This is a genomic window from Devosia lucknowensis (assembly GCF_900177655.1).
GTDB classification, from domain to species: domain Bacteria; phylum Pseudomonadota; class Alphaproteobacteria; order Rhizobiales; family Devosiaceae; genus Devosia; species Devosia lucknowensis.
Genome location: NZ_FXWK01000001.1, coordinates 668,456 through 691,503, shown reverse-complemented (window position 1 = coordinate 691,503; position 23,048 = coordinate 668,456). Strand labels below are relative to the sequence as shown.

The following is a 23,048-nucleotide window of genomic DNA, read 5'->3' as shown; positions in this document are numbered from 1 at the left end:
CGGCGGGCCGGTTGACTGTGTCGCCGGGCTGGCCTTTTCTGGTGGCAAACACGCGAGGCATGCCATGACCCGCCTGACGGCCCTGATCGCAGCACTTTTTCTCAGCATCGTCGCCCTGCCCGCGCAGGCGCAGGACCTTTCGGGCCTGAGCAAGCAGGAGCGCGCCGATACGCTGCGCTTTGCCGTGAACAATGGCCTGTTCACCCTCTACCACGAAGTCGCGCACTTGCTGATCGACAAGCTCGGCCTGCCTGTTCTTGGCAAGGAAGAGGACGCAGCGGACAATATCGCGACCTGGATCCTGCTCAACAAGAACACGCCCGATGCCAACCAGACGCTGGAAGACGCGGTGGACGGATGGGTGCTGACCGGGCAGCATTACGGCGACTATTTCGAGGGTCTCGACTATGTCTCGGGATATAGTCCGGACCGGCATCGGGCGATGCAAATCGCCTGCCTGATGATCGGCGCCGACGGATCGGCCTTCCGGAGCGTGGCGCGCGCCTACAACATTCCGCAGGAGCGCCAGCAGAGCTGCTTCTACGACTTCGAAATGATGAACCAGACGCTGGACGGCCTGCTGGCGGATACGGGCACGGGCACGCGGGTCGACGTGACCTATCACGACGGCGGAACGCGGCTGCGGCTGGCGGAGCGGGTACTGCGCGGCAGCGGCATCTTCGACAGCGTCGCCGAGGAAGTGCGCAAGGGCTACCGGCTCGACGGTCGCGTGAAGTTCACGGCGAAGCGCTGCGGGGAGTCCAACGCCTTCTACGACACCAACACCACGGAAGTGATCTTCTGCTACGAGCTAATGGAGGAATTTCTGCAGCTCTACGTGGACGACCTGCCCCATCGCAGCCGCAAATAGGGCTCAGCTGAACCCGACATAGCGGCCGGGCCGGTGATTGAGCGCGATGATCATGTTGAGCACCAGCGCGCCCAGGATCGAGTAGATCACGCGATCGAAGGGCAGCACGAAGAAGGCGATGACAAGGATAACGGCATCGACGCCGAGCTGGAAATAGCCGGCGCGGATGCCGAAATTCTCCTGCAGATACAGCGCCAGGATGTTGATGCCGCCGACGCTGGCCTTGTGGCGGAACAGCGACAGGATACCCAGGCCCATGAGGCCACCGCCGACCAGCGCGGCAAAGAGCGGGTTGATCGACCCGATATCGATCCAGCCCGAGATCTGACCAGAAAAGCCCGAAACGATCGCCACGCTGGCCACGGTCTTGAGCGTGAACGGCAGACCCATGCGCAGGAAGGCGAGAAAATAGAACGGCAGGTTGATGGCAAAGAACAGCCAGCCGAAGGGGATGCCGGTGATGTATTGCAGGAGCAGCGCGAGGCCCGCACTGCTGCCCGTGGTGAGCTGCGCCTCGGCGTAGAAGGCGATGCCGAGCGACACCAGAGTGGTGCCGATCAGGATGGCGAAGACGTCCTCGTACCAGCGATGGTGGCTGGGCGAGGCGAGATCGGGGGTCATTGCCGGGTCCTGTCGATCCAGCGGCCGGCATCGTCCTGTTGCCAGTAGGTCACCTGATTGCCGGCATCGCGGAGCGTCCGATAGGCGATGCGCGCCTCGGCGACGGCGTCGGGATCGTGGCCGGAAAACAGGTAGACCAGACGCGTATAGCCCTCGCCGGACTGCGGCACGGCCCTATCGGCAAAAAAGCGGACGGTGGCGCCGTTCGGGTTTTCCTCGCCCGTGGTGATCAGCACCGGCTGGTCGGCATCGGTGTCGTCACCGGCCAGGCCATGGGGCAGGAAGCTGTCATCGCGAAAGGTCCAGAGCTGGGAATCGATCGCCTCGGCCCGCTCGCGCGAGCCCACTTCGACGACCGCGCGCCAGCCGCGTTCGAGCGTCTTTTCGAGCAGCAGCGGCAGGACGGCCTCGAGCGGGCGCGATTCGAGGTGGTAGAACAGAACTTCGGCCATGAATGCACCCTATCGTCCGCGCGGACCTTGCGCCAGAGCGTCGCAAAGGCATGCGGTAAAGGCGAAGGGCAATTGTGCCTTGCCGCGAACTGCAGCAAGGTGCCGCCCGATTGTTCCACGCCCATGGCAGACCGGCAGCCCCGACCGCATGACACGACTGACCCGCTATCTGACCAAGCTTTTCGCCACCGACGCCATGATCCTGTTCGGGATCGTGTGCTTCCTCCTGTGGCTGGTCAATTGCCTGCGCTCGTTCGACGTGGTGTCGGTCAAGGGCCAGGGCTTCGGCACGCTGGCGCTGCAGGCGCTCTACACGATGCCGCCGCTGGCGCTGTCGTTCTTCTACATCTGCGTGGGAATCGGCGTGGTGCGGGCGCTGACGGCGCTGCAGACCAGCCACGAACTGCATATCATCCACACCAGCGGCGGGCTTTCGGGGCTGTGGCGGGCGACGGTGACGACCTGCGCCGGGGCGATGGTGCTGGTGCTGCTGCTCGCGCATGTGATCGAGCCGCTGGCCAACCGGCAGCTCAATACGCTGTCGGCGGAGGTGGCGGCGGACCTCGTCAGCTCGACGCTGAAGCCGAACCGCTTTACGCAGGTGACGCCGGGAGTGATCCTGCTGATCGGCGGGCGGGCCGATGGCGGGCAGATCACCGAATTCTTCGCCGACGACCGGCGCGACCCGGAAACGCGGCGCACCTATATCGCGGCATCGGCGCGGGTGATGTCGATCGACGACGACTACGTGCTGCAGCTCCAGGACGGGACACTGCAATATCTCGAGGCCGATGGGCGGTATTCGGAGGTGCGTTTCGCGCGCTATGACGTCAGCGTCGACAGCCTCGCCCAACAGACGCTGCAGGTGGACCGGCTGGCCGAGACGGACAGTTTTGGCCTTATCGCGCAGGGTCTGTCGAGCGGCTGGGATCAATCCATCGTCACGCGGCTGGTGGATCGTTCGGCTGAGGCCTTGCGGGTGCTCGGGCTGGTGCTGCTGGTGGTGAGCATTGCCGGTTTCCCGAGCGGCAACCGCACGCGGATCAAGCTGCCGCTCGAGGCCTTCGTGATGCTGATCGCCTTCGGCGAACGCGGGCTGAGCGCCTACAGTCCCTATGGCAACGGCACGGGAGCGGTGGTGCTGATCGCGGTCGCGGTGGCGCTGCTGGCCTACCGACTGTGGCCGCGGCGGCCGATCCGGAGTGCGGTGGCATGATCAACCGTATCGACAGGGTGGTGCTGACGCGACTGGCGACGCGCATCGGGGCGACGGTGTTCATCTTCTACGGCCTCATCGCGCTGGTGGAATCGCTCGACACCTGGCGCTTCACGGTCGTGTCGAACGAGCGCGGGACGCATATGGCAGTGCTGATGGTGGCGATGAGCGCGGTGCGCTGGACCATCAAGACGCTGCCGGTGACGGTGCTGATGGGCGCCATCCTGGGGCTGGTGGACCTCAAGATGCGGCACGAGCTGACGGTGATCAAGACCAGCGGCATTTCGATCTGGCGGCTGCTGCGGGCACCGGTGCTGGTGCTGATGGCGGCGAGCTTCGTGATTGCGCTGGGGGCGGAAACCATCAGCACGCAGATCAATCGCGACCTGGCGCCGACCCCTCCCGGGCAAACAGCGCAACTGACGCCCGACGGCGAAATCTGGCTCGAACAGCGCGGATCGGGCGAGCACTACGTGCTGATGGCGCGGCGCATGTCCCAGGGCGGATCGCTGCTCAACGACGTGACCCTCTTCGACCTGGCCGGCGGCGACACGCCACGGCTGGAGGCCGAGGAAGCGCTGCTGCAGGATGGGTACTGGACCTTCTCGCGAGCGCTGGTGCGCTCCCCGGACGGCCCTGCCCGCGCGGTGTCGAACGCGCGCGTGCCCACCAGTTCGACGGCGGCTGAGATCAGCCTCAAGCTGGCTTCGACCGAGGACATGACCTTTTTCGAGCTGGCGCAATTGCTGCAGCGGGGCGTCAGCGATCCGAGCGTGCGGGCGGCGACGGCCATGCGGCTCATCAAGCTCCTGGCGCTGCCGCTGGTGCTGACCGGCTCGCTGCTGATCGCCTTCGCCTTCACCGCCGGATACAACCGGCGCACCCAGTTCGGACCGGCGGTGCTCTACGGGATCGTGCTGGGCTTCGTCGTTTTCATCATCACCGAAATGGCCGATCGGGCCGGATCGACGGGTGTGCTGGACCCGACATTCGCCGCGGTGGGGCCGGCCGTGGTGGCCATTGTCATCGGCGTCACCGTGCTGCTCCGACGCGAAGACGGCTGGACCTGACACAGGCGCGTTATCGACGGATTTTGGCCGTATTCATCGAACAATTGACAGCGTGGCCACAACGCCGCATTGAAGGCGTTACTCAAGAAGCGGACCAGACCATGACCTTTGCAGACCTTCGGCGCAGCTGTGGCGCCATGTTCATCGGCCTCGCCCTGTCACTGACGCCTGTCGTTCCCGCCTTTGCGGCGACCATCGTCACCGTGAACGGCGAGCCGATCAGCGACGTGCAGGTCGACCAGCGCCTGCGCCTGTTCCGCATGGAAGGCAACAGCACCGGACGTGACGGCGCGCTCAAGCAGCTGATCGACGAAGCGATCCAGCTGCAGGAGGCCAAGCGCCTCGGGATCAACGTGTCGAACGCGCAGGTGGACGAAGCCTTCCTGCAGATTTCGCGAAATCTCAATGTCAGCCGTGACCGCCTGACGCAGATGCTGCAGCAGGGTGGCGTGAGCGGAACGACGCTGCAGGACCGCCTGCGCGCCGCCATCGCCTGGAACGGCGTGACCGAGACGGCCGTGGTGCCGCAGGTCCAGGTTTCGGAACTGGAACTGGACCAGCAGGCCGCCGCGCAGCTCTCGGACTTCCAGAACTTCGACTACATTCTCAAGGAAGTGACGTTCGTGGGCGGCAGCCGCTCTGGCCAGGCCAATCAGTACCGGTCGAGCTTTGCCGGCTGCGATACCGCCGTCGACCTGTCGCTGGCCTATAATGACGTGGCCGTCGTCGATATCGGTCGCCGCCACGCCACGCAGCTGCCCGACGCCATTGCCAAAGAACTGGCCGGGCTCAATGTCGGCGGCATCAGCAAGCCGCGCGCCGTCGCCAACGGCCTGTCGATGCTGGCCGTGTGCCAGAAGGTGCAGGCCCAGGACCTGACCTTCGTGAAGGGTGGCCTGCGCGACGAGGCCGGCGGCGAAGCGGTGACCAGCCAAGCGGCGTCCTACCTCGAGCGCCTGCGCAGCGAAGCCAAGATCATCTACCAGTAAGGACGGGCGGCCGACGGGCCGCAGCCTGACGACACTGATATCGACGGCCGCAAGTCATTGCGGCCGTTCTGTCTTTGGGGGACGCAATGACAGCGCCACTGGCCATAACCATGGGAGAGCCGGCAGGGATCGGTCCCGACCTGCTGCTGCGCCTCTTTGCCGAGCGCGTCGAACGGCAGCTGCCGGTCTTCGCCGTTTATGGCCATGCAGGCTTCCTCGCGGCTCGCGCAAAGCGACTGGGCCTTGCCATCAGGATTGCCGAGGTGCTCATTGACGATGCCCGGGAGGTCTATGCCGATGCCCTGCCGGTGGTCCCGATCGACGGTATGGTCGAGGACGCGCCGGGCCAGCCCGGCGACAAGGCCGCATCGGTGGTGATCAATGCGATTGCCCGCGCGGTGAAGGACACGATGACCGGGCATTGCCGCGCGGTGGTGACGGCGCCGATCCACAAGGGTGCGCTCTACCATGCGGGGTTCCGCCACCCGGGGCATACCGAGTTTCTGGCCGAGCTCTGCGCCATTGATGGCCATGTGAAGTTGCCGGTGATGATGCTGGCCCATGACGACCTCCGAACCGTGCCGCTCACCATCCATGTGCCCATCAAGGACGTGCCCGGCCTGATCACGCGCGCGCTGATCGTGGAAACATTGCGGGTGATGGCGCATGACCTGCGGCAACGCTTCCACATCGCCGCCCCCCGCATCGCGGTGGCCGGGCTCAACCCCCATGCGGGCGAAGGCGGTTCGATCGGCCGGGAAGACGTGGAGATCATCGGACCGGCCGTCGCCGATGCGGTGGCGGAAGGCATCCACGCCGTGGGTCCCCTGCCCGGCGACACGCTGTTCTATCCGCCGCACTGGCGGCAATACGATGCCGTGCTGGCCATGTATCACGACCAGGCCCTGATCCCGATCAAAACCGTCGCATTCGACGCCGGCGTCAACGTCACGCTTGGCCTGCCGATCGTGCGCACCTCACCCGATCACGGCACCGCCTTTGACCTTGCCGGCACCGGCAAGGGCTCCCCTTCCAGCTTCGCCGCGGCCATCGCCATGGCAGACCAGATGACGGCACAAAGACCATGAGCCAGATCGACAATCTTCCGCCGCTGCGCGAGGTGATCGCCACCCACGGCCTGCGTGCCAAGAAGGAATTGGGGCAGAATTTCCTGCTCGACCTGAACCTGACTGCCCGGATCGCGCGAGTCGGCGGATCGCTCGAGGGAGTGCGGGTCATCGAGGTTGGACCGGGACCGGGCGGATTGACGCGCGCGCTGCTGGCCGAGGGCGCACGCGAAGTGATTGCCATCGAGCGGGACGCCCGCGCCCTTCCGGCCCTGGCTGAGGTGGCCGAAGCCTATCCGGGCCGGCTGACAGTGATCGGCGGCGACGCCATGGACATGGATTACCGGTTGCTGGCCGACGGACCGACCCGGATCGTCGCCAACCTGCCCTACAATATCGGCACGCAACTGCTGACCGGCTGGCTGACCATGGAGCCGTGGCCGCCGTTCTTCGAGAGCCTGACGCTGATGTTCCAGCGCGAGGTGGCAGAACGCATCGTGGCCAAGCCGGGCGAAGATGCCTATGGGCGGCTGGGCGTGCTGGCCGGGTGGCGGGCGGATGCGCGGATTGCCTTCAATGTGGGCCGCCAAGCCTTCGTGCCGCCGCCGAACGTTACCTCGGCGGTTGTCCATATCGTGCCCAAGCCGGTGGAAGAGGGTCTGCCGGTGAAACTGGTGGAACAGGTGACCAAGGCCGCCTTTGGGCAAAGGCGAAAGATGGTGCGGCAATCGCTGAAATCGCTGGGCGTGCCGGTGGAGGGCCTGCTGGCGGCTGCGGGGCTGAAGGGAGACGAGCGCGCCGAAGACCTGCCGATCGAGGCGTTTTTGGCCATGGCGCGGGCGCTGCCGGGGCTGCGCTAGGCTCTGTCGCCTACCCTCATGTTCAATCTCCCACCGTGTCGTCCTCGGGCTTGACCGGAGGACAAAGCTCTGGGTGGTCCTGGAATGCGCTGACAGCACGCCAAGGAAACTCGCAGCTTCAAGGCACGGGAGGTCCCGGCACCGTGGTTTCAGGGACCGGCAGCGGCGCGACGAAGACCAGGCGGATGGCCACCAGCAGCGCCAGGACGGCCGCGCCGCCGCTAACGAGCATGACGCCGGGCCAGGCCCAGGCGGTCCAGGCGTAGCCGCCCAGTGTGCCAAGGATCGATGCGCCGAGATAATAGGCGACGAGATAAATGGCAGATGCCTGCGCCTTGCCGGTGCGGGCGCGACGCGTGACCCAGGCGCTGGCCACGCCATGGGCGGCGAAAAAACCCATGGTGGCGATGGCGAGGCCGAGGATGACAACAACCGTGTCGTCGAACACGGTCAGCGCCATTCCCGAGCCCATCAGCGCAACCAGCGCCCAGAAGACGTTGCGGCGCCCGAGGCGCTGCGAGAGGCCGCCTGCCCAGGTCGAACTGACGCTGCCCAAAAGATAGACCAGGAAAATGGCGGCGATGGCCGAGTGGCTGAGCAGGAATGGCGGCAGAGCCAGACGGAAGCCCGCATAGTTGTAGAGCGTGATGAAACCACCCATGAGGAGGAATGCGCTGGCGAAAAGCCAGGGCAGCGCGGCGTCGTCGAACGATGCGCGACAGCGGCGAAGAAGCTCGCCGATACCAACGGGATCGCGCACGAACTTGCGCGGCCGCGGCAGGAGCAGCGCGACCGCAATGGCCGCAGCGAGGATCAGGCCGGCAAGGATGCCGGTGCCCAGGCGCCATCCGAGCCAATCGGACAGCACGCCGGAAATGACGCGACCGGCCATGCCGCCGATGGCGGTACCGCCAATGTAGAGCCCCATGGAAAAACCGAGGGCCTCGGGGTCCATCTCTTCGGAGAGGTAAACCATGGCGACGGCCGGAATGCCGGCCAGGGTCAGGCCCATCAGCGTCCGCAGGGAGATCAGCTGCCACCAGACCTGAGTGAACGGCAGGAGCGCGCCGAGAATGGCGGTGATCAGCAGGGCGCCGACAATGAGGCGGCGGCGGCCGAGGCGATCGGCCAGCAGGCTGGCGGGGATCAGCGCCACGGCCATGGTGGCCGTCGTGGCCGAGAGAGCCAGCGAGGCAGTGCCGGCGTCGCGCACCCAGTATTGCGCGAACATGGGCAACAGGGGCTGCACCGAATAGAGCGAGGCAAAGACCGAAAAGGCCGACAGGAAGAAGGCGATGTTGGCGCGCAGGAATTCGGGCGTGCCACGACGGATGGCGGGGGTTTCGCTCATCCTGGTCTCACCTCATCCTCCTAAAGTGAGTCTATCTGGTTCTGCAGGTCTTTGACAAAGCTGTTCAAATTCATCAACCGGTCGCGCTCGAGCCGGGCGGCAGCGAGGATGGATCGCACCTTCTGGGTGGACGCCTCGAGATCCTTGTTGATGATGATGTAGTCGTATTCGCTGTAGTGCTGCATCTCGATCTTGGCGTTGCGCAGGCGCTTCTCGATGGTGCCGGCGCTGTCCTGCGCCCGGCGTTCCAGCCTCGAGCGCAGTTCAAGAATGGTCGGGGGCAGGATGAACACCGTGACCATGTCGGCGCGGCTCTTTTCGTAGAGCTGCAGCGTCCCCTGATAATCGACGTCGAACAGGATGTCGTTGCCGGCCGCCAGCTGCTCTTCCACCCTGGCGCGCGGGGTGCCGTAGAAGTTGTCGTGCACCTGCGCCCATTCGAGCAGCTCGCCATTCGACTTCATGCGATCGAAGGTGGGCACGTCGACGAAATAATAGTGCGTGCCTTCGACTTCGTCGGTGCGACGCGCGCGGGTCGTCACCGAGACGGAGAGGCGGATGTTGGGGTCCTGCTGAAACAGCGAGCGCGAGATGGAGGACTTTCCGGCACCCGAAGGCGAGGCTATCACCAGCATGACGCCGCGGCGCTGAAATTCCATTTATCCCGTCTCTACTCGATGTTCTGAATCTGCTCGCGTAGTTGATCGATCACCGCCTTGAGGTCAAGACCGATGGCCGTCAGCTCCACCGCGTTCGACTTGGAGCAGAGCGTATTGGCCTCGCGATTGAACTCCTGGGCGAGGAAATCCAGCCGCCGGCCGACCGGCCCGCCCTCGGCAATGAGCTTGCGGGCGGCAGCAATGTGGGCGCGCAGACGATCGAGCTCTTCCTGGATGTCGGCCTTGGTGGCGAGGATCAGAGCCTCCTGGGCAATCCGCTCCTGAGGCAGGGACGCATCGGCCGCAAGGAGCGCCAGCTGCTCGCGCAGGCGCGCCTCGATAGCAGCGCGTCCGCGGGCGGGATGGGCCTCGGCAGCGGCAACGAGCGAGGCAATAGCATCGAGCTGGGTCAGCAGCACGCCGGTGATCTCGGCGCCTTCCTGGAGGCGGGCGGCCTTGAGGCGCTCGATGGCCTCGCCGGCGCATCCGAGCACCAACGCAGTCTGCTCGTCCTCGTCGAGGTCCCCCGCCCCGTCGTCGAGCTCCAGTACGCCCGGCAGGGCCAGGATGCCCTCGGGCTGCGGCATCGACACGGTGGCTTTGGTGCGCAGCTCATCGAGCGCCGCCAGCACGCCGGCAAGCGCCTGGTTGTTGATGCGGACCGTGCCCGCGCCGCCGGTGCGGTCAAGCGTCAGCGCGAGATTGAGCGAGCCGCGATTGAGCGCACGCGAGAGCGCCTGGCGCAGTGGAATGTCGACGGCATCGAGTCCCGGCGGCAGGCGCAGCCGCATGTCGAGACCGCGGCCGTTGACCGACTTGATCTCGATGCGGATGCGCACGGGACCGGCCTGCCGCTCGGCGCGGGCAAAGCCGGTCATGCTGGAAAGCGCCGTGCTCACTGCTGGGTTTCGCCCTCGGGCGCGGCTTCTTCGGCCTCCTGGGCCTCCAGAGCCTGGCGGGCGGCTTCGGCCTCGGATTCGGCCTGGGCAGCGGCCTCGGCGGCGATTTCCCGGTAGCGCGCGACGTTCTGCTGATGCTCGGGATAGGTCTCGGCAAAGACATGGCCCTCGCTGGGCGAGGCGCCCTTGGCCACGAAGTAGAGGTAGTCGTGACTATCCGGATGGGCGACGGCGCGCAGGGCATCGATGCCGGGATTGGCGATGGGCGTCGGCGGCAGCCGGTCAATCTGGTAGGTGTTGTAGGGCGTGGCCTGCTCGATCTCGGAGCGGCGAATGCCGCGGTCGAGCGTCGACTGGCCGTTGGTGATCCCGTAGATGATGGTCGGATCGGACTGCAGGCGCATGCCTTCGCGCAGGCGATTGACGAAGACCGCGGCCACCTGCGGGCGTTCGCTGGCGACGCCGGTTTCCTTTTCGACGATGGAGGCGAGGATCAGCATTTCGGCCGGCGATTCGAGCGGCAGATCGGGCTCACGGCCCTCCCAGACTTCGGCGAGCGCCTCGGTCATGGCGAGCTGCATCTTATCGAGCACGGACTGACGGGTATCGCCGGGCATGTAGTCGTAGCTGCCGGGCAGGATGGAGCCTTCGGGCGGGAGCTGGCCGATGGAGCCGGTCAGGCGGTCATCGGCATTGATGCGCTGGATGGCCTGCCAGACGGTCCAGCCCTCGGGGATGGTGACGGCGTAGCGCAGCGGATTGCCCTGGGTCAGCTCCTTGAGGATGTCGGACATGCTGGCGCCGGCGGGGATATTGAAATCGCCCGCCTTGACCACCGCGCGCTCTTCGACGCGGCTGCCGAACTGGCTGAAGATGAAGGAATTGCTGATGAAGCCCTGCTCTTCCAGGCGGCCCGCAGTGGTGGACAGGGTATTGCCCGATTCGACGCGGAAGACGCGGTCCTCGCGGGTCGGACCATCGCCGTAATATTGCGAGGCGACGAAGAAAACGCCGCCCCCAATGACGACGAGACCGATGACCAGAAGGGTCAGCAGGCCATTGAGAACGTCGATCAAGCCATTGCCCGAGCGGCGGCGGCGCTTGTTCCTGCGGTCGTTCATCTCATCCCTGTCAGTCGTCAGTGGCCCACTGGCCTACGCATCGACGCGCCGGCCGGGGCCTTGTTGTCATTGTTGTCGTGCCAAACTGTGGCGGGGCGCCGGCATTGTTCGCAATGGCAGCCGGCAAAAACAAGAGGCACATCGCATCGGTATGCGATGTGCCCCCTAGAATTTTCATCAAATGCTCAGCCGGGCCCATCGCTGACGCGACGGTCAGCTGACCTTGCGCATCACCAGCGTGGCATTGGTCCCGCCGAAGCCGAAGCTGTTGGAGAGGGCCACGTTGATTTCCTTTTCGAACGCCTTGTGGGGCACGAGATTGATCTCGGTTTCCACGGAGGGGTTGTCGAGGTTGAGCGTGGGCGGCGCGATATTGTCGCGCATGGCGAGCAGGCAGAAGATCGCTTCCACCGAGCCTGCGGCACCCAGGAGGTGACCGACGGCCGACTTGGTCGAGCTCATCACGGCCTTGGGGGCCGCATCGCCCAGAACGCGGGTGACCGCGCCCAGTTCGATCTCGTCGCCGAGGGGCGTCGAGGTGCCGTGGGCGTTGATATAGTCGATCTCGGACGCGGAAATGCCCGCACGCTTGATCGCCGCGCTCATGGCCCGGAAACCACCATCGCCATCGGGCGCGGGTGCGGTGATGTGATAGGCATCGCCCGAAAGGCCATAGCCGATCACTTCGCCATAGATCTTGGCGCCACGGGCCTTGGCCCGCTCGTAATCTTCGAGGACAACGATGCCAGCGCCCTCGCCCATGACGAAACCATCGCGGTCCTTGTCATAGGGACGGGAGGCGGCGACGGGATTGTCGTTGAAGCCGGTCGACATGGCGCGGGCTGCGGAGAAACCGGCCATGGACAGGCGGTTGATGCAGCTTTCTGAACCACCAGCCACCATCACGTCCGCGTCGCCCAGGGCGATGAGACGAGCCGCGTCACCGATGGCATGGGCGCCCGTGGAACAGGCGGTGACCACGGAGTGGTTCGGACCCTTGAGGCCGAAGCGGATCGAGACCTGGCCCGAGGCCAGGTTGATCAGCCGACCCGGAATGAAGAAGGGGCTGATGCGACGTGGCCCCTTTTCATGCAGGGTCACCGACGCATCGTAGATGCCGCCGACGCCGCCAATACCCGAACCGATCAGGACGCCAGTGCGCTCCTGTTCTTCCTGGGTCTTGGGTTCGACGCCCGCGTCCTGGATCGCCTGGGTAGCCGCAGCCATGGCGTAGACGATGAAAGGATCAACCTTGCGCTGCTCCTTCACCTCCATCCATTCGTCGGGGTTGTACTTGCCTTCGGCATAGTCCCCGAGCGGAATACGATGGGCGATCTGGCACGCAATATCGTCGATCTCGAAATCGTCGATACGCTTGGCGCCACTCTTGCCGGCAAGGATGTTTGCCCAGGTGGTTTCAACACCACAACCCAGGGGCGTGACTAGTCCCAGTCCGGTTACGACGACTCGGCGCAATTCCATGGTCAGCGGCCTAGCCCCCAGTCTTAGCTGGTGGCCTTGGTCAGGAAGGCGACCGCATCACCAAAGGTCTGGATCGACTCGGCGGCATCGTCGGGAATCTCGACCGAGAATTCTTCCTCGAAAGCCATGACCAGTTCGACCTGATCCAGGGAGTCAGCACCCAGATCGTCGATGAAGCTGGCCTTTTCAGTGACCTTCTCGGCATCCACATTGAGGTGTTCCACAACGATCTTGCGGACCCGATCAGCGACATCGCTCATATTTGACTTCCCTTTTTAGAAATCGAAGTTTCGTTTCGCTTCTTATTGGCGCAGAGCCAAATCATCAAGCGCAGTGTTGGTTTGTCCGGGCAATGTAAGCGGCCAGTTGGTCGCTCGCAAGGCAGCCCGGTCAGGTTAAACGCGGCGCGAGGTAACACGTTTCGTCACCGTTCGCCAAGGCGCTTTGCCCGGTTTCCAAGGCTTTTGCCCTGGCCTCGCCACTCGAGCACAGCTCTCGTGGCCTTCTCACCTCAAATCTCTCTACTGGAGAGATTCGCCCTACGGGACGGTTCGAAGTCAAATCATGGCCATACCGCCGTTGACGTTGAGGGTATGGCCCGTGATGTAGGCGGCGGCGTCGCTGGCAAGGAACACCGCGCAACCGGCGATCTCGCCCGCCGTTCCGAGGCGACCGGCAGGGACGGTGGAAAGGATCGACTCGCGCTGCTTGTCATTGAGTTCATCGGTCATGGCCGAGGAAATGAAGCCGGGCGCGATGGAATTGACCGTGATGTTGCGGCTGGCAACTTCATAGGCCAGGGCCTTGTTCATGCCGATCAGACCGGCCTTGGAGGCGGCGTAGTTGCCCTGCCCCGGATTGCCCATTACGCCAACGACCGAGGAAATACCGATGATGCGGCCCCAGCGGGCCTTCATCATGCCGCGCAGCACGGCACGATTGAGATGGAAGGCGGCGGTCAGGTTGACGGCGATGACCTCGTCCCATTCCTCATCCTTCATGCGCATGAAGAGATTGTCGCGCGTCATTCCGGCATTGTTCACGAGGATATCGACACCACCCATCGCGGCCTCGGCCGCCGGAACAAGCTTGTCGACTTCGTCGAGCCTGGAAAGATTGGCTGGCAGGATCGGACAATCCTTGCCGATTTCCCTGGCAGTATCCTCAAGGGCGGCGACGCGGGTACCCGAAAGCGCCACAGTGGCGCCGGCAGCGGCCAGTGCCTTGGCGATTTCGCGCCCGATGCCTCCGCTGGCACCCGTTACAAGGGCGCGTTTACCAGACAGATCAAACATTTAGGTCTCCTCCGGGGAGAAAGTGATTCAAGCGCTTAAGGTTCTGAATCAGGCGTTCAGTTGCGCGACGAAGGCGTCGATATCAGCGGGAGAGCCCACAGCCTGTGCGGATGCATCGGACGCAATGCGCTTGGCAAGCCCGGTCAGGACCTTGCCCGTCCCCAGCTCCACAAGATTGGTGACGCCGCCTGATGTGGTGAGCCAGGTGACGCTTTCAGTCCAGCGCACGACGCCGGTGACCTGCTCGACAAGGCGCTGGCGGATTTCGGCCGGCTCAGAGATCGGCGCGGCAAGGACATTGGCCACCAGCGGCACGACCGGAGCCTGCATCTGCACTTCCGCAAGGGCCGCGGCCATGGCATCGGCAGCAGGCTGCATGAGCGAGCAGTGGAAGGGCGCACTCACCGGGAGCAGCAGCGCGCGTTTGGCGCCCCTGCCCTTGGCAATCTCCACGGCGCGCTCGACGGCTGCGGTCGCCCCGGACACCACGACCTGCCCGGGCGCGTTATCATTGGCCACGTCGCAGACTTCACCCTGTCCGGCTTCCGCAGCAACGGCACGGGCGGTCTCGAGGTCGAGCCCCAGCAGCGCCGCCATGGTCCCGTGGCCCACAGGAACGGCCTTCTGCATGGCCTGACCACGGGTGCGCAACAGGCGCGCGGCGTCGGTGAGACTGAACGTACCTGCGGCACAGAGAGCCGAATATTCGCCGAGCGAATGGCCGGCCACGAACCCGGCGTGATCCTTGATCGATACGCCCCTGGCCTCGAGCACGCGGACAACGGCCACCGAGACGGCCATCAGGGCGGGCTGGGCGTTCTCGGTCAGGCGCAGGATGTCCTCGGGCCCTTCGAACATGGTGGCCGAGAGGCGCTCGCCCAAGGCTTCATCGACTTCCTGGAAGACCGCGCGCGCCTCGGGATAGGCGGACGCAAGGTCCTTGCCCATGCCGACGGCCTGGCTGCCCTGTCCGGGAAAGGTGAAAGCGAAATTGGACATGAGTGCCCCCTTTTCAAGCCAATGTGGCAAACCCGGAAGGGCGTGTCCACTTGCGGCGGGTTTGAGCGGGAGTGTGTGGCAGAGTCAAGGCGGGAGGGGCGCATCCTTGGGTCATGCGCCCCGTTTCCCAGACCTTATTGGAGGCCGAGTGCCTCCCTGGCGCGGCGTTCGGCATCGTCGCCAGCCTGCCGGACCTCGGCATCGGTGCGCCCCAGAACGCGCGCCGCTTCCTCGGCCACGGTGCGGGCGCTGGCCACGGCCTGGACCTTGGCGTCTTCGCTCATCTGACCGGCCTGCTGACGCAGGTTTTCAATGGCTGCATCGGGATTGGCGATAGCGTCCGCGGCCCCGGACATGGATTCGGGCACCTGGATCTGGAGCGTGGAGGAGCCATCGGGGTTGTTCTCCACCGTCACCGCATCATCGGGGGCGTCACCGCATGCGGCCAAGACAAATACAGGCAGAAGGGCCAGCGGGTAAAACAGGGTCTTGATGGTCATATCCGTTCCTCACGAGGTCGAGATCGCCATGTGGTGAGGAGATTGGGCAAAGATGTGGCGCGCGTTGAAAGGCGTCCTGCGCAGTGCGATATTTGGGGGACGTTGGAGGTCGAAATGCGGACAACTGTTACGCTGGATGACGAACTGCTCGCGCGGGCCAAGGAAACCACCGGCATAACCGAGACCAGCGCACTTTTGAAGGAGGCACTGAGGGAGCTTCTGCATCGTGAAGCGTCGCGGCGCCTCGCTCGACTGGGTGGTACGGAGCCTGATCTGAAAGCGTCGCCCCGTCGACGCTTCGAATGATCACGCTCGATACCTCTGTGTGGATTGACCACCTCAACAACGTCAATGAGCAGGTGTCAGAGTATCCGGACGCCAGCGAGGTCCTGATACCCCATGTCATTGGAGAAATCGCGTTGGGCACCATTCGTGACCGACGCAGGGTCCTGGATAGTCTGAACGGGCTCTCTCAGCTGATTGTCGCCAATACCGAGGAGGTCATGACGACAATAGAGAGGCATGGGCTTGCAGGATCGGGCATCGGATTCGTCGATGCCAATCTCATCGCTTCCTGCCTGCTTACTCAGGACTGCCTGCTGTGGACGAGAGACAGGCGCCTTGCTGCGGTTGCCGACAGGCTCGGGTTGGGTGTCAGGATGCACTAGCCTTGCCTTCCCGTGCCCTTTCCCCTATAGAGCCGCCAGCAATTCGTTTGGCCGGGGGCTGAACGGAGGGTTTTCCGTTTGGAAGATAGGGCTTTTCGAGTCCGGCCTCCCGTGTTCCCGCTCTTTGCAAGACTGCTTTGACGCCTTTCCGGCTTCGAAGGGGCTCCGCGCCAAGCATTGCTGAGTTGAACTCGAAAGGAAGGCGCATCCATGGCCCTTTACGAACACATCTACCTGGCCCGCCAGGACGTTTCCCAGCAGCAGGTCGAAGAACTGACTGCACAGCTGACCGAAGTTCTCGGCCAGGGCGGCGGCAAGGTCACCAAGAACGAATACTGGGGCCTCAAGGGTCTCTCCTACCGCATTCGCAAGAACCGCAAGGCTCACTACACCCTGCTCAACATCGACGCTTCCCCGGCAGCCGTTGCCGAAATGGAACGCCAGATGCGCATCAACGAAGACATCCTGCGCTTCATGACCGTGCGCGTCGACGAGCTGGAAGAAGGCCCATCGGCAATGATGCAGAAGCGCGATCGCGATGATCGCGATGGTGGCGGCCGTCCCGGCGGCGACCGTGGTGGCTTCTCCGGCGAACGCCGTCCGCGCCGCTTCTAAGAACAAGGAACGTTAGCAAATGGCAATCAAAGACCTTACCACTTCCCAGGCTCGCCGCCCGTTCCAGCGTCGTCGCAAGACCTGCCCGTTCTCGGGCGAAGGCGCACCAAAGATCGACTTCAAGGACGTTCGCCTGCTCTCGCGCTACGTCTCCGAGCGCGGCAAGATCGTGCCGAGCCGCATCACCGCCGTTTCGGCCAAGAAGCAGCGCGAACTGGCTCGTGCCATCAAGCGCGCCCGCTTCATCGGCCTCATGCCGTATGCCGTCCAGTAAGCTCGCTGGGCTGGCGATCTAGCGGCGGTCCGCTGCGCTTCCGGTGCTCACGTACTCATGTACGCTCCGCTCCGGTTCTATCGGACCACCACTATCTCATCCAGCTCAACGGCTTCCTGTTTGGCCTACTCGTGCCCGTCAAAGGCACACCCGCTGGGGTCGCGAATGGTTCGCGGCTCCTAACCGTCCGACAGGGCGGGACAGCCAAAGGATTAGAAATATGAAAGTCATTCTGCTCGAGCGCGTTGGTCGCACCGGCACCATCGGCGACGAAGTCAACGTCAAGGCAGGCTTTGCCCGCAACTTCCTCCTGCCCCAGGGCAAGGCGTTGCGCGCAACGGAAGCCAACCGCAAGAAGTTCGAGAACGAGCGCGCTCACATCGAACAGCGCAATGAAGAGCGCCGCAATGCCGCCGCCGGTATTGCCGAAGGCCTCAACGGCCACACCTTGACCATGATCCGCCAGGCGGGTGAAACCGGTCAGCTCTATGGTTCGGTCGCCTCGCGCGATATCGTGGAAGCCCTCGCTGCCGACGGTTTCACCGTGCAGCGCAATCAGGTCGACCTGCCCGACGCGATCAAGACCGTCGGCGTGCACACCGTGTCGCTGAACCTGCATGCCGAAGTCGCCGTCACGATCACCGTGAACGTCGCCCGCTCGCCGGACGAAGCCGAGCGCCAGGCTGCCGGTGAAGACGTCACCGTGCACACGTTCGAAGCCGACGAAGCTGGCGACTTTGCCGCCGGCCAGGCCGACGCTGCCCAGGACGACCGTTACGAAGAGTAGTCTTCGTACCGTTCCAGACTTACGAAAGGGCCGGGTTTTCCCGGCCCTTTTTGTTTGCGCCGAGGCCGAAGCAACCTGCAAACAGCGGTGGCCGCCGGGCGCGACTCGCCCATAATGCCACCACAAGAGCGCTGTAGCTCAATCCCCGTTGTCCACAGAGTTCACAAGGCGGTTAGGGCAATCTTCAGCTCCGCGCCGGTAGCTCAAGACTCACGCGCGAGATGCGTGATTAAGAAAGGTTAACCGCCTCAGGAACTGCCATGGCCCAGCTCGCACTCGTGCCTTCCCAAGACGACAAATCCTTCCGCGTCGCGCCGCACAATGTGGACGTGGAGCAGGCGCTGCTGGGCGCGATCCTGATCAACAACGACGCCTTCTACCGCGTCGCCGATTTCCTGATGCCCGAGCATTTCTACGAGCCGATCCACCGGGAAATCTACGAACTGGCGGGCAAGATCATCCGTGCCGGCAAGGCAGCGGAACCGGCGACGCTCAAGACCCACCTGCCCGACCAGCTGCTGCCCGAAGTCACGATGATGCAGTACCTGTCGCGGCTGGCGGCCGAAGCAACCACCGTGCTCAATGCCGCCGACTATGGGCAGGCCATCTATGACCTCGCCATTCGTCGCAACCTGATCCTCGTGGGCGAGGAAATGGTGTCGACGGCCTATGAATCCGATGTCGAGATGACGCCGGTCAAGCAGATCGAAAAGGTCGAGGGCGAGCTGTTCCAGCTGGCGGAAAAAGGCCGTTATGACGGCGGCTTCCAGGCCTTCGGCGCGGCGCTCAGTGCCTCGATCCAGATGGCGGGCGAAGCCTTCCAGCGCGATGGCGGGCTTTCGGGCGTCGCCACGGACCTGCATGACCTCGACCGGCAGATGGGCGGACTGCAGCGAAGCGACCTTATCGTGCTCGCCGGCCGTCCCGCCATGGGCAAGACCTCGCTCGTGACCAATATCGCCTACAATGTCGCCAAGAACTGGCGCGGCGAGGTGACGCCGGACGGGCACAACAAAACCGTCAACGGCGGCGTCGTGGGGTTCTTCAGCCTCGAAATGAGTTCCGAGCAGCTCGCCACCCGTATTCTGGCGGAGCAGGCGGAAATCTCCTCGTCCGACATCCGCCGCGGCCGCATCCACGACAATCAGTTCGCCAAGCTGGTCGACGTCTCGAACATGATGAGCAAGGTGCCGCTCTATATCGACGATACCGGCGGTATCTCGGTGGCGCAGCTGGCGGCGCGGGCACGGCGCCTGAAGCGGCAGAAGGGTTTGGATCTCCTCATCGTCGACTACCTGCAGCTGCTCTCGGGCTCGAGCAAGGCATCGAGCCAGAACCGCGTGCAGGAGCTGACGGAAATCACCACCACGCTCAAGGCGCTGGCCAAGGAACTGGAAGTGCCTGTCATTGCGCTCAGCCAGCTGTCGCGCCAGGTGGAACAGCGCGACGACAAGCATCCGCAACTGGCGGACCTTCGCGAATCGGGCTCTATCGAGCAGGACGCGGACGTGGTTCTGTTCGTTTATCGCGAAGAATATTATCTCAAGAACAAGGAACCCAAAGAGGGCACGCCCGAGCATCTGACCTGGCAGGGAGAGATGGAGCAAGTGCACGGCAAGGCGGAAGTCATCATCGCCAAGCAGCGTCACGGCCCCACCGGCACAGTGCAGCTGAGCTTCGAGGCGCAGTTTACCCGCTTTGGTAACCTTGCTCGGGCAGACTACCTGCCTGAACGCATGGAATAGGCATGGCGCTGACTTCAGGCCTGGGCGGCCAATTGAGTATCGATCTGGGGGCTCTCGCCCGCAACTGGCGCGCCCTGGACAAGGTGAGCGCCGGAGCGCTGACGGCCGCCGTGGTCAAGGCCGATGCCTATGGCACGGGCATCGAAATGGCATCGAAGGCCCTGCATGCCGCGGGCGCCCGGTTCTTCTTCGTGGCGACGCCCGACGAAGGCATGGCCGTCCGCGCGGCCCTACCCGACGCGCATATCTTCGTGCTCTACGGGCTATATCCCGGAGCGGCCAATCTCTACATCCGGCAAAACCTGATGCCGGTGCTGTCGTCGATGACGATGCTGGAAGAGTGGCTGGCCAAGTGCGTCGAGCGCAACGAGGCCTATCCCAGCGCCTTTCATTTCGACACCGGCATCAACCGCATCGGTTTCCGGCTCAATGAAGCGAGCCAGGTGCGCGAGCGTATCGAGCGCCTGGGATATGCGCCGCAGATGGTGATGAGCCACCTTGCCTGCGCCGATATCCCGAACCACGAGAAAAATCGCACGCAGCTGGCCCTGTTCGGATCGGTGATGGCGCAGTTTCCGGGCATTCCGGCGTCGCTGGCCAATTCGGCGGCGCTGATGAGCGGCCGGGATTATCATTTCCAGATGGTGCGGCCCGGCATCGCGCTTTATGGCGGGCGCGCCGTTTCCGGGCGCAAGAACCCGATGCAGCCGGTGGTGACGCTGCATGTGCCCATCCTGCAGGTGACGGAAGGGCGGACCGGCGAGACCGTGGGCTATGGCGCCACCTATACGCTCAACCGGAATTCCCGGCTGGCGATCCTCGGCTACGGTTATGCCGACGGGTATTTCCGCTCGATGTCGGGCACCAATGCGCGACCGGGCGGGAAAGTGGTGATCCGCGGCAAGGTCTGTCCGGTCATCGGCAAGATTTCGATGGACCTCACCGTGGTCGACGTCACCGAGCTGGGCGCTGACCTGCCCTCACCCGGCGAGGGCGCGGAAGTGCTCGGACCGCAGCTGGGCGTCGACGACCAGGCCGATGCCGGCGGCACGATCGGCTACGAGGTGCTGACCAGCCTCAAGGGCCGCTACAACCGCATCTATGTCGGGGACGGCCGCCTGCCGAAGTAGTGGCAGCTCCGACCTTATGGTCACAGTGCCTCCCCCATCCGAGTTCCGCGCTCGGGCTTGAAACGAGGGCCTGTCGAACCGACAGCGAACGTTGAGAGCGGTCCTCGGGTCAGGCCCGAGGACGGCACGGTGGGTGTTTTGAACAGCGCGCCCATCACCCCCCTTCTGGTTTTTATCGCGGCGGCGGTCTTTCTGCTAAGTTTCCTGGCGCTCATAGACGAGGAATCGCCATGGCCAATTCTCCTGACCTCTACGTTATCCTCCTTCGCGCCATCGGACCGGTGACGCACAAGCTGATGGGCATGGCGCAATGGCGCGAGGCGGCGGAGAAGGCCGGGTTCACGGAGCCGGTGACGGTGCTCAATACCGGCAACATGATTGCAGGCTTTCCGGGCAGCATGGGCGAGGCGACACGCGACATGACCGCGGTGCTGCGCCGCTTCGGGCTCGGCGAGAATGTCGTGCCCGTTCTGCGCAGTCCCGACCTGCTGCAACGGCTGCTGAAGGCCGACCCGGTTCCCGACGCCGCGCGGGAGCGCCCGAGCCAGACCGGCGTCTATTTTTTCGCCGACGCTTCCCCGGATTTTGGCTGGCTCGAGGGCTATGACGGGCCCGAGGATGTGCATGTGGTGGAAAAGCATCTGGTGGTGGATTTCACCCGTGACGTCGCGGAGTCTGGAAGACTGATCCGATTGATCGACAAGAGTTGCGGGACGAATACGTCCCGGAGCTGGAGCAGCGTGACGAAGATTGCAGCGGCGGCGGCTGAGCACCCCCACCCGGCCTCCCCCTGAAGAAGGGGGGGAGAGGAGCATCGGCGTTTGGCTCGATAGCGCGGCACGCACGGCGCATCCCTTCCCGGTCTTCGTGGGCAGGTGGAGAGTAGGCTGGTTCTCTTTTTGTTCTTGCCACATCCGCCCTGCCCCACTACATGTTTTCCGCTCAACACGGTGGATCTCTTGGCCAAGAATCGATCTCAATTCATCTGTCAGTCCTGCGGCGCGGTTTCGACACGCTGGACCGGACGCTGCGATGCTTGCGGCGAATGGAACACCATCGTCGAGGAGTTGGTCGATTCCGGCGTTGGCGCTGGGCCCAAGGCGGCAAAATCCAACGGACGGCCGGCCAATCTGGTGCCGCTGTCCGGCGAGACCGAGAGCGCGGCGCGGGTCGTGACTGGCATTGCCGAGCTCGATCGCGTGACCGGTGGCGGCTTCGTCAAGGGTTCGGCACTGCTGGTGGGCGGCGACCCCGGTATCGGCAAGTCGACGCTGCTGCTGCAATCGGCGGCGGCGCTGGCGGCAAAGGGCAAACGCGTCATCTATGTTTCGGGCGAAGAGGCGGTGGCGCAAGTGCGCCTGCGTGCGCAAAGGCTGGGGCTGGGGGATGCGGGGGTGCTTCTCGCCGCCGAAACCAATGTCGAGATCATTCTTGCGACGCTGGAAAGCGGGCCTCCGCCCGATCTCGTCATCATCGACTCCATCCAGACGCTCTGGACGGACCGCGTGGACTCGGCGCCCGGCACGGTGACGCAGGTGCGCACCTCGGCCCAGGCGCTCACGCGCCTTGCCAAGAAGAGCGGCGCGGCCATCGTGCTCGTCGGGCACGTCACCAAGGACGGGCAAATCGCCGGGCCGCGCGTGGTCGAACACATGGTCGACGCCGTGCTCTATTTCGAGGGCGACAGCAGCCATACGTTCCGCATCCTGCGCGGCGTGAAGAACCGCTACGGCGCGACCGACGAGATCGGCGTCTTCGCCATGACCGAGCGCGGGCTCGAACAGGTCGCCAATCCTTCGGCGCTGTTTCTCGACCAGCGCGACAAGGATGCGGCCGGCTCGGCGGTGTTCGCGGGCATGGAAGGCACGCGTCCGCTGCTCATCGAGATCCAGGCGCTGGTCGCCCCTTCCCCACTGGGCACGCCGCGGCGCGCGGTGGTCGGCTGGGACAGTTCGCGGCTATCCATGGTGCTCGCCGTGCTCGAGACGCGATGCGGGGTGCGGATCGGCGCCAACGATATCTACCTCAATGTGGCGGGCGGTCTGAAGATCAACGAGCCTGCGGCCGACCTCGCCGTTGCAGCGGCGCTGATTTCGTCGCTGACGGGGGCCGCGCTGCCCGCCGATGCGGTGTATTTCGGCGAAATATCGCTGGCAGGTGGCGTCCGTCCCGTGGTGCATGGCGCCCTGCGGTTGCGAGAGGCAGCCAAGCTGGGATTCGGTTCGGTGGTGACCGGCAAACTGGGGAGCGCGGATCGCAACGGCGAGCTCGAGGTTACCGAATATGCGCAGTTGACCGACATGGTCAGCCGTATCGCGGCCCAGGGCAAGCGAGCGATGCCCGAACCGGAGCCGGAAGGCTGGTAAACGAAGTGTTT

At 64.4% G+C, this 23,048-nt stretch carries 26 protein-coding genes; 15 read left to right on the top strand and 11 right to left on the bottom strand.

From position 1 onward, the window contains the following. The first annotated feature begins 64 nt into the window (after window positions 1–64). The gene (locus tag CCK88_RS03255; RefSeq protein WP_086469099.1) at window positions 65–871 is read left to right on the top strand and encodes a DUF4344 domain-containing metallopeptidase; all 807 of its coding nucleotides are present in this window, start codon (window positions 65–67) and stop codon (window positions 869–871) included. A 3-nt stretch (window positions 872–874) separates the two neighbouring features. Here the strand turns inward: CCK88_RS03255 and CCK88_RS03250 are convergent, their stop codons facing one another. Together CCK88_RS03250 and CCK88_RS03245 are read right to left on the bottom strand one after the other, a co-directional pair. Beyond that, window positions 875–1,492 (bottom strand): YitT family protein, encoded by a 618-nt coding sequence (locus tag CCK88_RS03250; RefSeq protein WP_086469098.1) that lies wholly within the window; start codon window positions 1,490–1,492, stop codon window positions 875–877. Continuing rightward, a complete protein-coding gene (locus tag CCK88_RS03245; RefSeq protein ID WP_086469097.1) occupies window positions 1,489–1,944 on the bottom strand; it encodes a DNA polymerase III subunit chi in 456 nt (151 codons plus the stop codon). Before CCK88_RS03245 ends, CCK88_RS03250 begins: the two co-directional genes overlap by 4 nt. A 148-nt stretch (window positions 1,945–2,092) precedes the next feature. On the opposite strand from CCK88_RS03245, the gene CCK88_RS03240 reads away from it, so the two are divergent. The 5 genes from CCK88_RS03240 to rsmA all read left to right on the top strand — a co-directional run bounded on the left by CCK88_RS03240 (window position 2,093) and on the right by rsmA (window position 7,146). After that, a complete protein-coding gene (locus tag CCK88_RS03240) occupies window positions 2,093–3,160 on the top strand; it encodes an LptF/LptG family permease (RefSeq protein WP_170926334.1) in 1,068 nt (355 codons plus the stop codon). Beyond that, the gene (locus CCK88_RS03235; protein WP_140048871.1) at window positions 3,157–4,230 is read left to right on the top strand and encodes an LptF/LptG family permease; all 1,074 of its coding nucleotides are present in this window, start codon (window positions 3,157–3,159) and stop codon (window positions 4,228–4,230) included. The genes CCK88_RS03240 and CCK88_RS03235 overlap by 4 nt, the downstream gene beginning before the upstream one ends. 101 nt (window positions 4,231–4,331) lie before the next feature. Next, on the top strand, window positions 4,332–5,219 hold the full coding sequence (locus CCK88_RS03230; RefSeq protein WP_086469094.1) for a peptidylprolyl isomerase: 888 nt from the start codon (window positions 4,332–4,334) through the stop codon (window positions 5,217–5,219). Between the two features lie 86 nt (window positions 5,220–5,305). Then, complete coding sequence (gene pdxA, locus CCK88_RS03225; protein ID WP_086469093.1) at window positions 5,306–6,307, top strand: 4-hydroxythreonine-4-phosphate dehydrogenase PdxA; 1,002 nt, start codon at window positions 5,306–5,308, stop codon at window positions 6,305–6,307. Further along, on the top strand, window positions 6,304–7,146 hold the full coding sequence (gene rsmA, locus CCK88_RS03220; protein WP_086469092.1) for a 16S rRNA (adenine(1518)-N(6)/adenine(1519)-N(6))-dimethyltransferase RsmA: 843 nt from the start codon (window positions 6,304–6,306) through the stop codon (window positions 7,144–7,146). Before pdxA ends, rsmA begins: the two co-directional genes overlap by 4 nt. Window positions 7,147–7,264: 118 nt before the next feature. Here rsmA and CCK88_RS03215 read toward each other — a convergent pair whose 3' ends face one another. From CCK88_RS03215 to CCK88_RS03175, 9 genes are all read right to left on the bottom strand, one after another. Then, on the bottom strand, window positions 7,265–8,497 hold the full coding sequence (locus CCK88_RS03215; protein WP_086469091.1) for an MFS transporter: 1,233 nt from the start codon (window positions 8,495–8,497) through the stop codon (window positions 7,265–7,267). Window positions 8,498–8,517: 20 nt separating this feature from the next. After that, entirely contained in the window at window positions 8,518–9,156 is a 639-nt protein-coding gene (gene gmk, locus CCK88_RS03210) for a guanylate kinase (RefSeq protein WP_086469090.1), read from the bottom strand. Between the two features lie 11 nt (window positions 9,157–9,167). Continuing rightward, entirely contained in the window at window positions 9,168–10,034 is an 867-nt protein-coding gene (locus CCK88_RS03205) for a YicC/YloC family endoribonuclease (RefSeq protein WP_086469089.1), read from the bottom strand. Between the two features lie 17 nt (window positions 10,035–10,051). Continuing rightward, on the bottom strand, window positions 10,052–11,176 hold the full coding sequence (gene mltG / locus CCK88_RS03200) for an endolytic transglycosylase MltG (protein WP_086469088.1): 1,125 nt from the start codon (window positions 11,174–11,176) through the stop codon (window positions 10,052–10,054). Between the two features lie 213 nt (window positions 11,177–11,389). Continuing rightward, the gene (gene fabF, locus CCK88_RS03195) at window positions 11,390–12,652 is read right to left on the bottom strand and encodes a beta-ketoacyl-ACP synthase II (protein ID WP_086470783.1); all 1,263 of its coding nucleotides are present in this window, start codon (window positions 12,650–12,652) and stop codon (window positions 11,390–11,392) included. A gap of 29 nt (window positions 12,653–12,681) precedes the next feature. Then, window positions 12,682–12,918 (bottom strand): acyl carrier protein, encoded by a 237-nt coding sequence (locus CCK88_RS03190; protein ID WP_046103861.1) that lies wholly within the window; start codon window positions 12,916–12,918, stop codon window positions 12,682–12,684. A 297-nt stretch (window positions 12,919–13,215) separates the two neighbouring features. Then, a complete protein-coding gene (gene fabG / locus CCK88_RS03185; protein ID WP_086469087.1) occupies window positions 13,216–13,953 on the bottom strand; it encodes a 3-oxoacyl-[acyl-carrier-protein] reductase in 738 nt (245 codons plus the stop codon). Between the two features lie 48 nt (window positions 13,954–14,001). Beyond that, window positions 14,002–14,952 (bottom strand): ACP S-malonyltransferase, encoded by a 951-nt coding sequence (gene fabD / locus CCK88_RS03180; RefSeq protein WP_086469086.1) that lies wholly within the window; start codon window positions 14,950–14,952, stop codon window positions 14,002–14,004. A gap of 134 nt (window positions 14,953–15,086) precedes the next feature. After that, complete coding sequence (locus CCK88_RS03175) at window positions 15,087–15,452, bottom strand: hypothetical protein (protein WP_086469085.1); 366 nt, start codon at window positions 15,450–15,452, stop codon at window positions 15,087–15,089. A gap of 114 nt (window positions 15,453–15,566) precedes the next feature. On the opposite strand from CCK88_RS03175, the gene CCK88_RS03170 reads away from it, so the two are divergent. The 9 genes from CCK88_RS03170 to radA all read left to right on the top strand — a co-directional run bounded on the left by CCK88_RS03170 (window position 15,567) and on the right by radA (window position 23,037). Next, the gene (locus CCK88_RS03170) at window positions 15,567–15,758 is read left to right on the top strand and encodes a type II toxin-antitoxin system VapB family antitoxin (protein WP_086470782.1); all 192 of its coding nucleotides are present in this window, start codon (window positions 15,567–15,569) and stop codon (window positions 15,756–15,758) included. Further along, complete coding sequence (locus CCK88_RS03165) at window positions 15,755–16,120, top strand: type II toxin-antitoxin system VapC family toxin (RefSeq protein ID WP_086469084.1); 366 nt, start codon at window positions 15,755–15,757, stop codon at window positions 16,118–16,120. The genes CCK88_RS03170 and CCK88_RS03165 overlap by 4 nt, the downstream gene beginning before the upstream one ends. A 210-nt stretch (window positions 16,121–16,330) precedes the next feature. After that, the gene (gene rpsF, locus CCK88_RS03160; RefSeq protein WP_086469083.1) at window positions 16,331–16,735 is read left to right on the top strand and encodes a 30S ribosomal protein S6; all 405 of its coding nucleotides are present in this window, start codon (window positions 16,331–16,333) and stop codon (window positions 16,733–16,735) included. A gap of 19 nt (window positions 16,736–16,754) precedes the next feature. Further along, window positions 16,755–17,009 (top strand): 30S ribosomal protein S18, encoded by a 255-nt coding sequence (gene rpsR, locus CCK88_RS03155; protein ID WP_046103856.1) that lies wholly within the window; start codon window positions 16,755–16,757, stop codon window positions 17,007–17,009. 220 nt (window positions 17,010–17,229) lie between these two features. Next, a complete protein-coding gene (rplI, locus tag CCK88_RS03150) occupies window positions 17,230–17,796 on the top strand; it encodes a 50S ribosomal protein L9 (protein ID WP_086469082.1) in 567 nt (188 codons plus the stop codon). Window positions 17,797–18,056: 260 nt separating this feature from the next. After that, on the top strand, window positions 18,057–19,541 hold the full coding sequence (locus CCK88_RS03145) for a replicative DNA helicase (protein ID WP_086469081.1): 1,485 nt from the start codon (window positions 18,057–18,059) through the stop codon (window positions 19,539–19,541). 2 nt (window positions 19,542–19,543) lie between these two features. After that, on the top strand, window positions 19,544–20,671 hold the full coding sequence (gene alr / locus CCK88_RS03140) for an alanine racemase (RefSeq protein ID WP_086469080.1): 1,128 nt from the start codon (window positions 19,544–19,546) through the stop codon (window positions 20,669–20,671). Window positions 20,672–20,901: 230 nt separating this feature from the next. Then, on the top strand, window positions 20,902–21,465 hold the full coding sequence (locus CCK88_RS03135) for a DUF1697 domain-containing protein (protein ID WP_086469079.1): 564 nt from the start codon (window positions 20,902–20,904) through the stop codon (window positions 21,463–21,465). A 165-nt stretch (window positions 21,466–21,630) separates the two neighbouring features. Continuing rightward, window positions 21,631–23,037, top strand: coding sequence for a DNA repair protein RadA (radA, locus tag CCK88_RS03130; protein ID WP_086470780.1), 1,407 nt, complete (start codon window positions 21,631–21,633; stop codon window positions 23,035–23,037). Window positions 23,038–23,048: the final 11 nt, after the last annotated feature.

Bases quoted from the DNA above. Each gene is read 5' to 3' on its own strand.
- CCK88_RS03255 (WP_086469099.1), top strand. From the start codon at position 65: ATGACCCGCCTGACGGCCCTGATCGCAGCACTTTTTCTCAGCATCGTC.
- CCK88_RS03250 (WP_086469098.1), bottom strand. From the start codon at position 1,492: ATGACCCCCGATCTCGCCTCGCCCAGCCACCATCGCTGGTACGAGGAC.
- CCK88_RS03245 (WP_086469097.1), bottom strand. From the start codon at position 1,944: ATGGCCGAAGTTCTGTTCTACCACCTCGAATCGCGCCCGCTCGAGGCC.
- CCK88_RS03240 (WP_170926334.1), top strand. From the start codon at position 2,093: ATGACACGACTGACCCGCTATCTGACCAAGCTTTTCGCCACCGACGCC.
- CCK88_RS03235 (WP_140048871.1), top strand. From the start codon at position 3,157: ATGATCAACCGTATCGACAGGGTGGTGCTGACGCGACTGGCGACGCGC.
- CCK88_RS03230 (WP_086469094.1), top strand. From the start codon at position 4,332: ATGACCTTTGCAGACCTTCGGCGCAGCTGTGGCGCCATGTTCATCGGC.
- pdxA (WP_086469093.1), top strand. From the start codon at position 5,306: ATGACAGCGCCACTGGCCATAACCATGGGAGAGCCGGCAGGGATCGGT.
- rsmA (WP_086469092.1), top strand. From the start codon at position 6,304: ATGAGCCAGATCGACAATCTTCCGCCGCTGCGCGAGGTGATCGCCACC.
- CCK88_RS03215 (WP_086469091.1), bottom strand. From the start codon at position 8,497: ATGAGCGAAACCCCCGCCATCCGTCGTGGCACGCCCGAATTCCTGCGC.
- gmk (WP_086469090.1), bottom strand. From the start codon at position 9,156: ATGGAATTTCAGCGCCGCGGCGTCATGCTGGTGATAGCCTCGCCTTCG.
- CCK88_RS03205 (WP_086469089.1), bottom strand. From the start codon at position 10,034: ATGACCGGCTTTGCCCGCGCCGAGCGGCAGGCCGGTCCCGTGCGCATC.
- mltG (WP_086469088.1), bottom strand. From the start codon at position 11,176: ATGAACGACCGCAGGAACAAGCGCCGCCGCCGCTCGGGCAATGGCTTG.
- CCK88_RS03190 (WP_046103861.1), bottom strand. From the start codon at position 12,918: ATGAGCGATGTCGCTGATCGGGTCCGCAAGATCGTTGTGGAACACCTC.
- fabG (WP_086469087.1), bottom strand. From the start codon at position 13,953: ATGTTTGATCTGTCTGGTAAACGCGCCCTTGTAACGGGTGCCAGCGGA.
- fabD (WP_086469086.1), bottom strand. From the start codon at position 14,952: ATGTCCAATTTCGCTTTCACCTTTCCCGGACAGGGCAGCCAGGCCGTC.
- CCK88_RS03175 (WP_086469085.1), bottom strand. From the start codon at position 15,452: ATGACCATCAAGACCCTGTTTTACCCGCTGGCCCTTCTGCCTGTATTT.
- CCK88_RS03170 (WP_086470782.1), top strand. From the start codon at position 15,567: ATGCGGACAACTGTTACGCTGGATGACGAACTGCTCGCGCGGGCCAAG.
- CCK88_RS03165 (WP_086469084.1), top strand. From the start codon at position 15,755: ATGATCACGCTCGATACCTCTGTGTGGATTGACCACCTCAACAACGTC.
- rpsF (WP_086469083.1), top strand. From the start codon at position 16,331: ATGGCCCTTTACGAACACATCTACCTGGCCCGCCAGGACGTTTCCCAG.
- rpsR (WP_046103856.1), top strand. From the start codon at position 16,755: ATGGCAATCAAAGACCTTACCACTTCCCAGGCTCGCCGCCCGTTCCAG.
- rplI (WP_086469082.1), top strand. From the start codon at position 17,230: ATGAAAGTCATTCTGCTCGAGCGCGTTGGTCGCACCGGCACCATCGGC.
- CCK88_RS03145 (WP_086469081.1), top strand. From the start codon at position 18,057: ATGGCCCAGCTCGCACTCGTGCCTTCCCAAGACGACAAATCCTTCCGC.
- alr (WP_086469080.1), top strand. From the start codon at position 19,544: ATGGCGCTGACTTCAGGCCTGGGCGGCCAATTGAGTATCGATCTGGGG.
- CCK88_RS03135 (WP_086469079.1), top strand. From the start codon at position 20,902: ATGGCCAATTCTCCTGACCTCTACGTTATCCTCCTTCGCGCCATCGGA.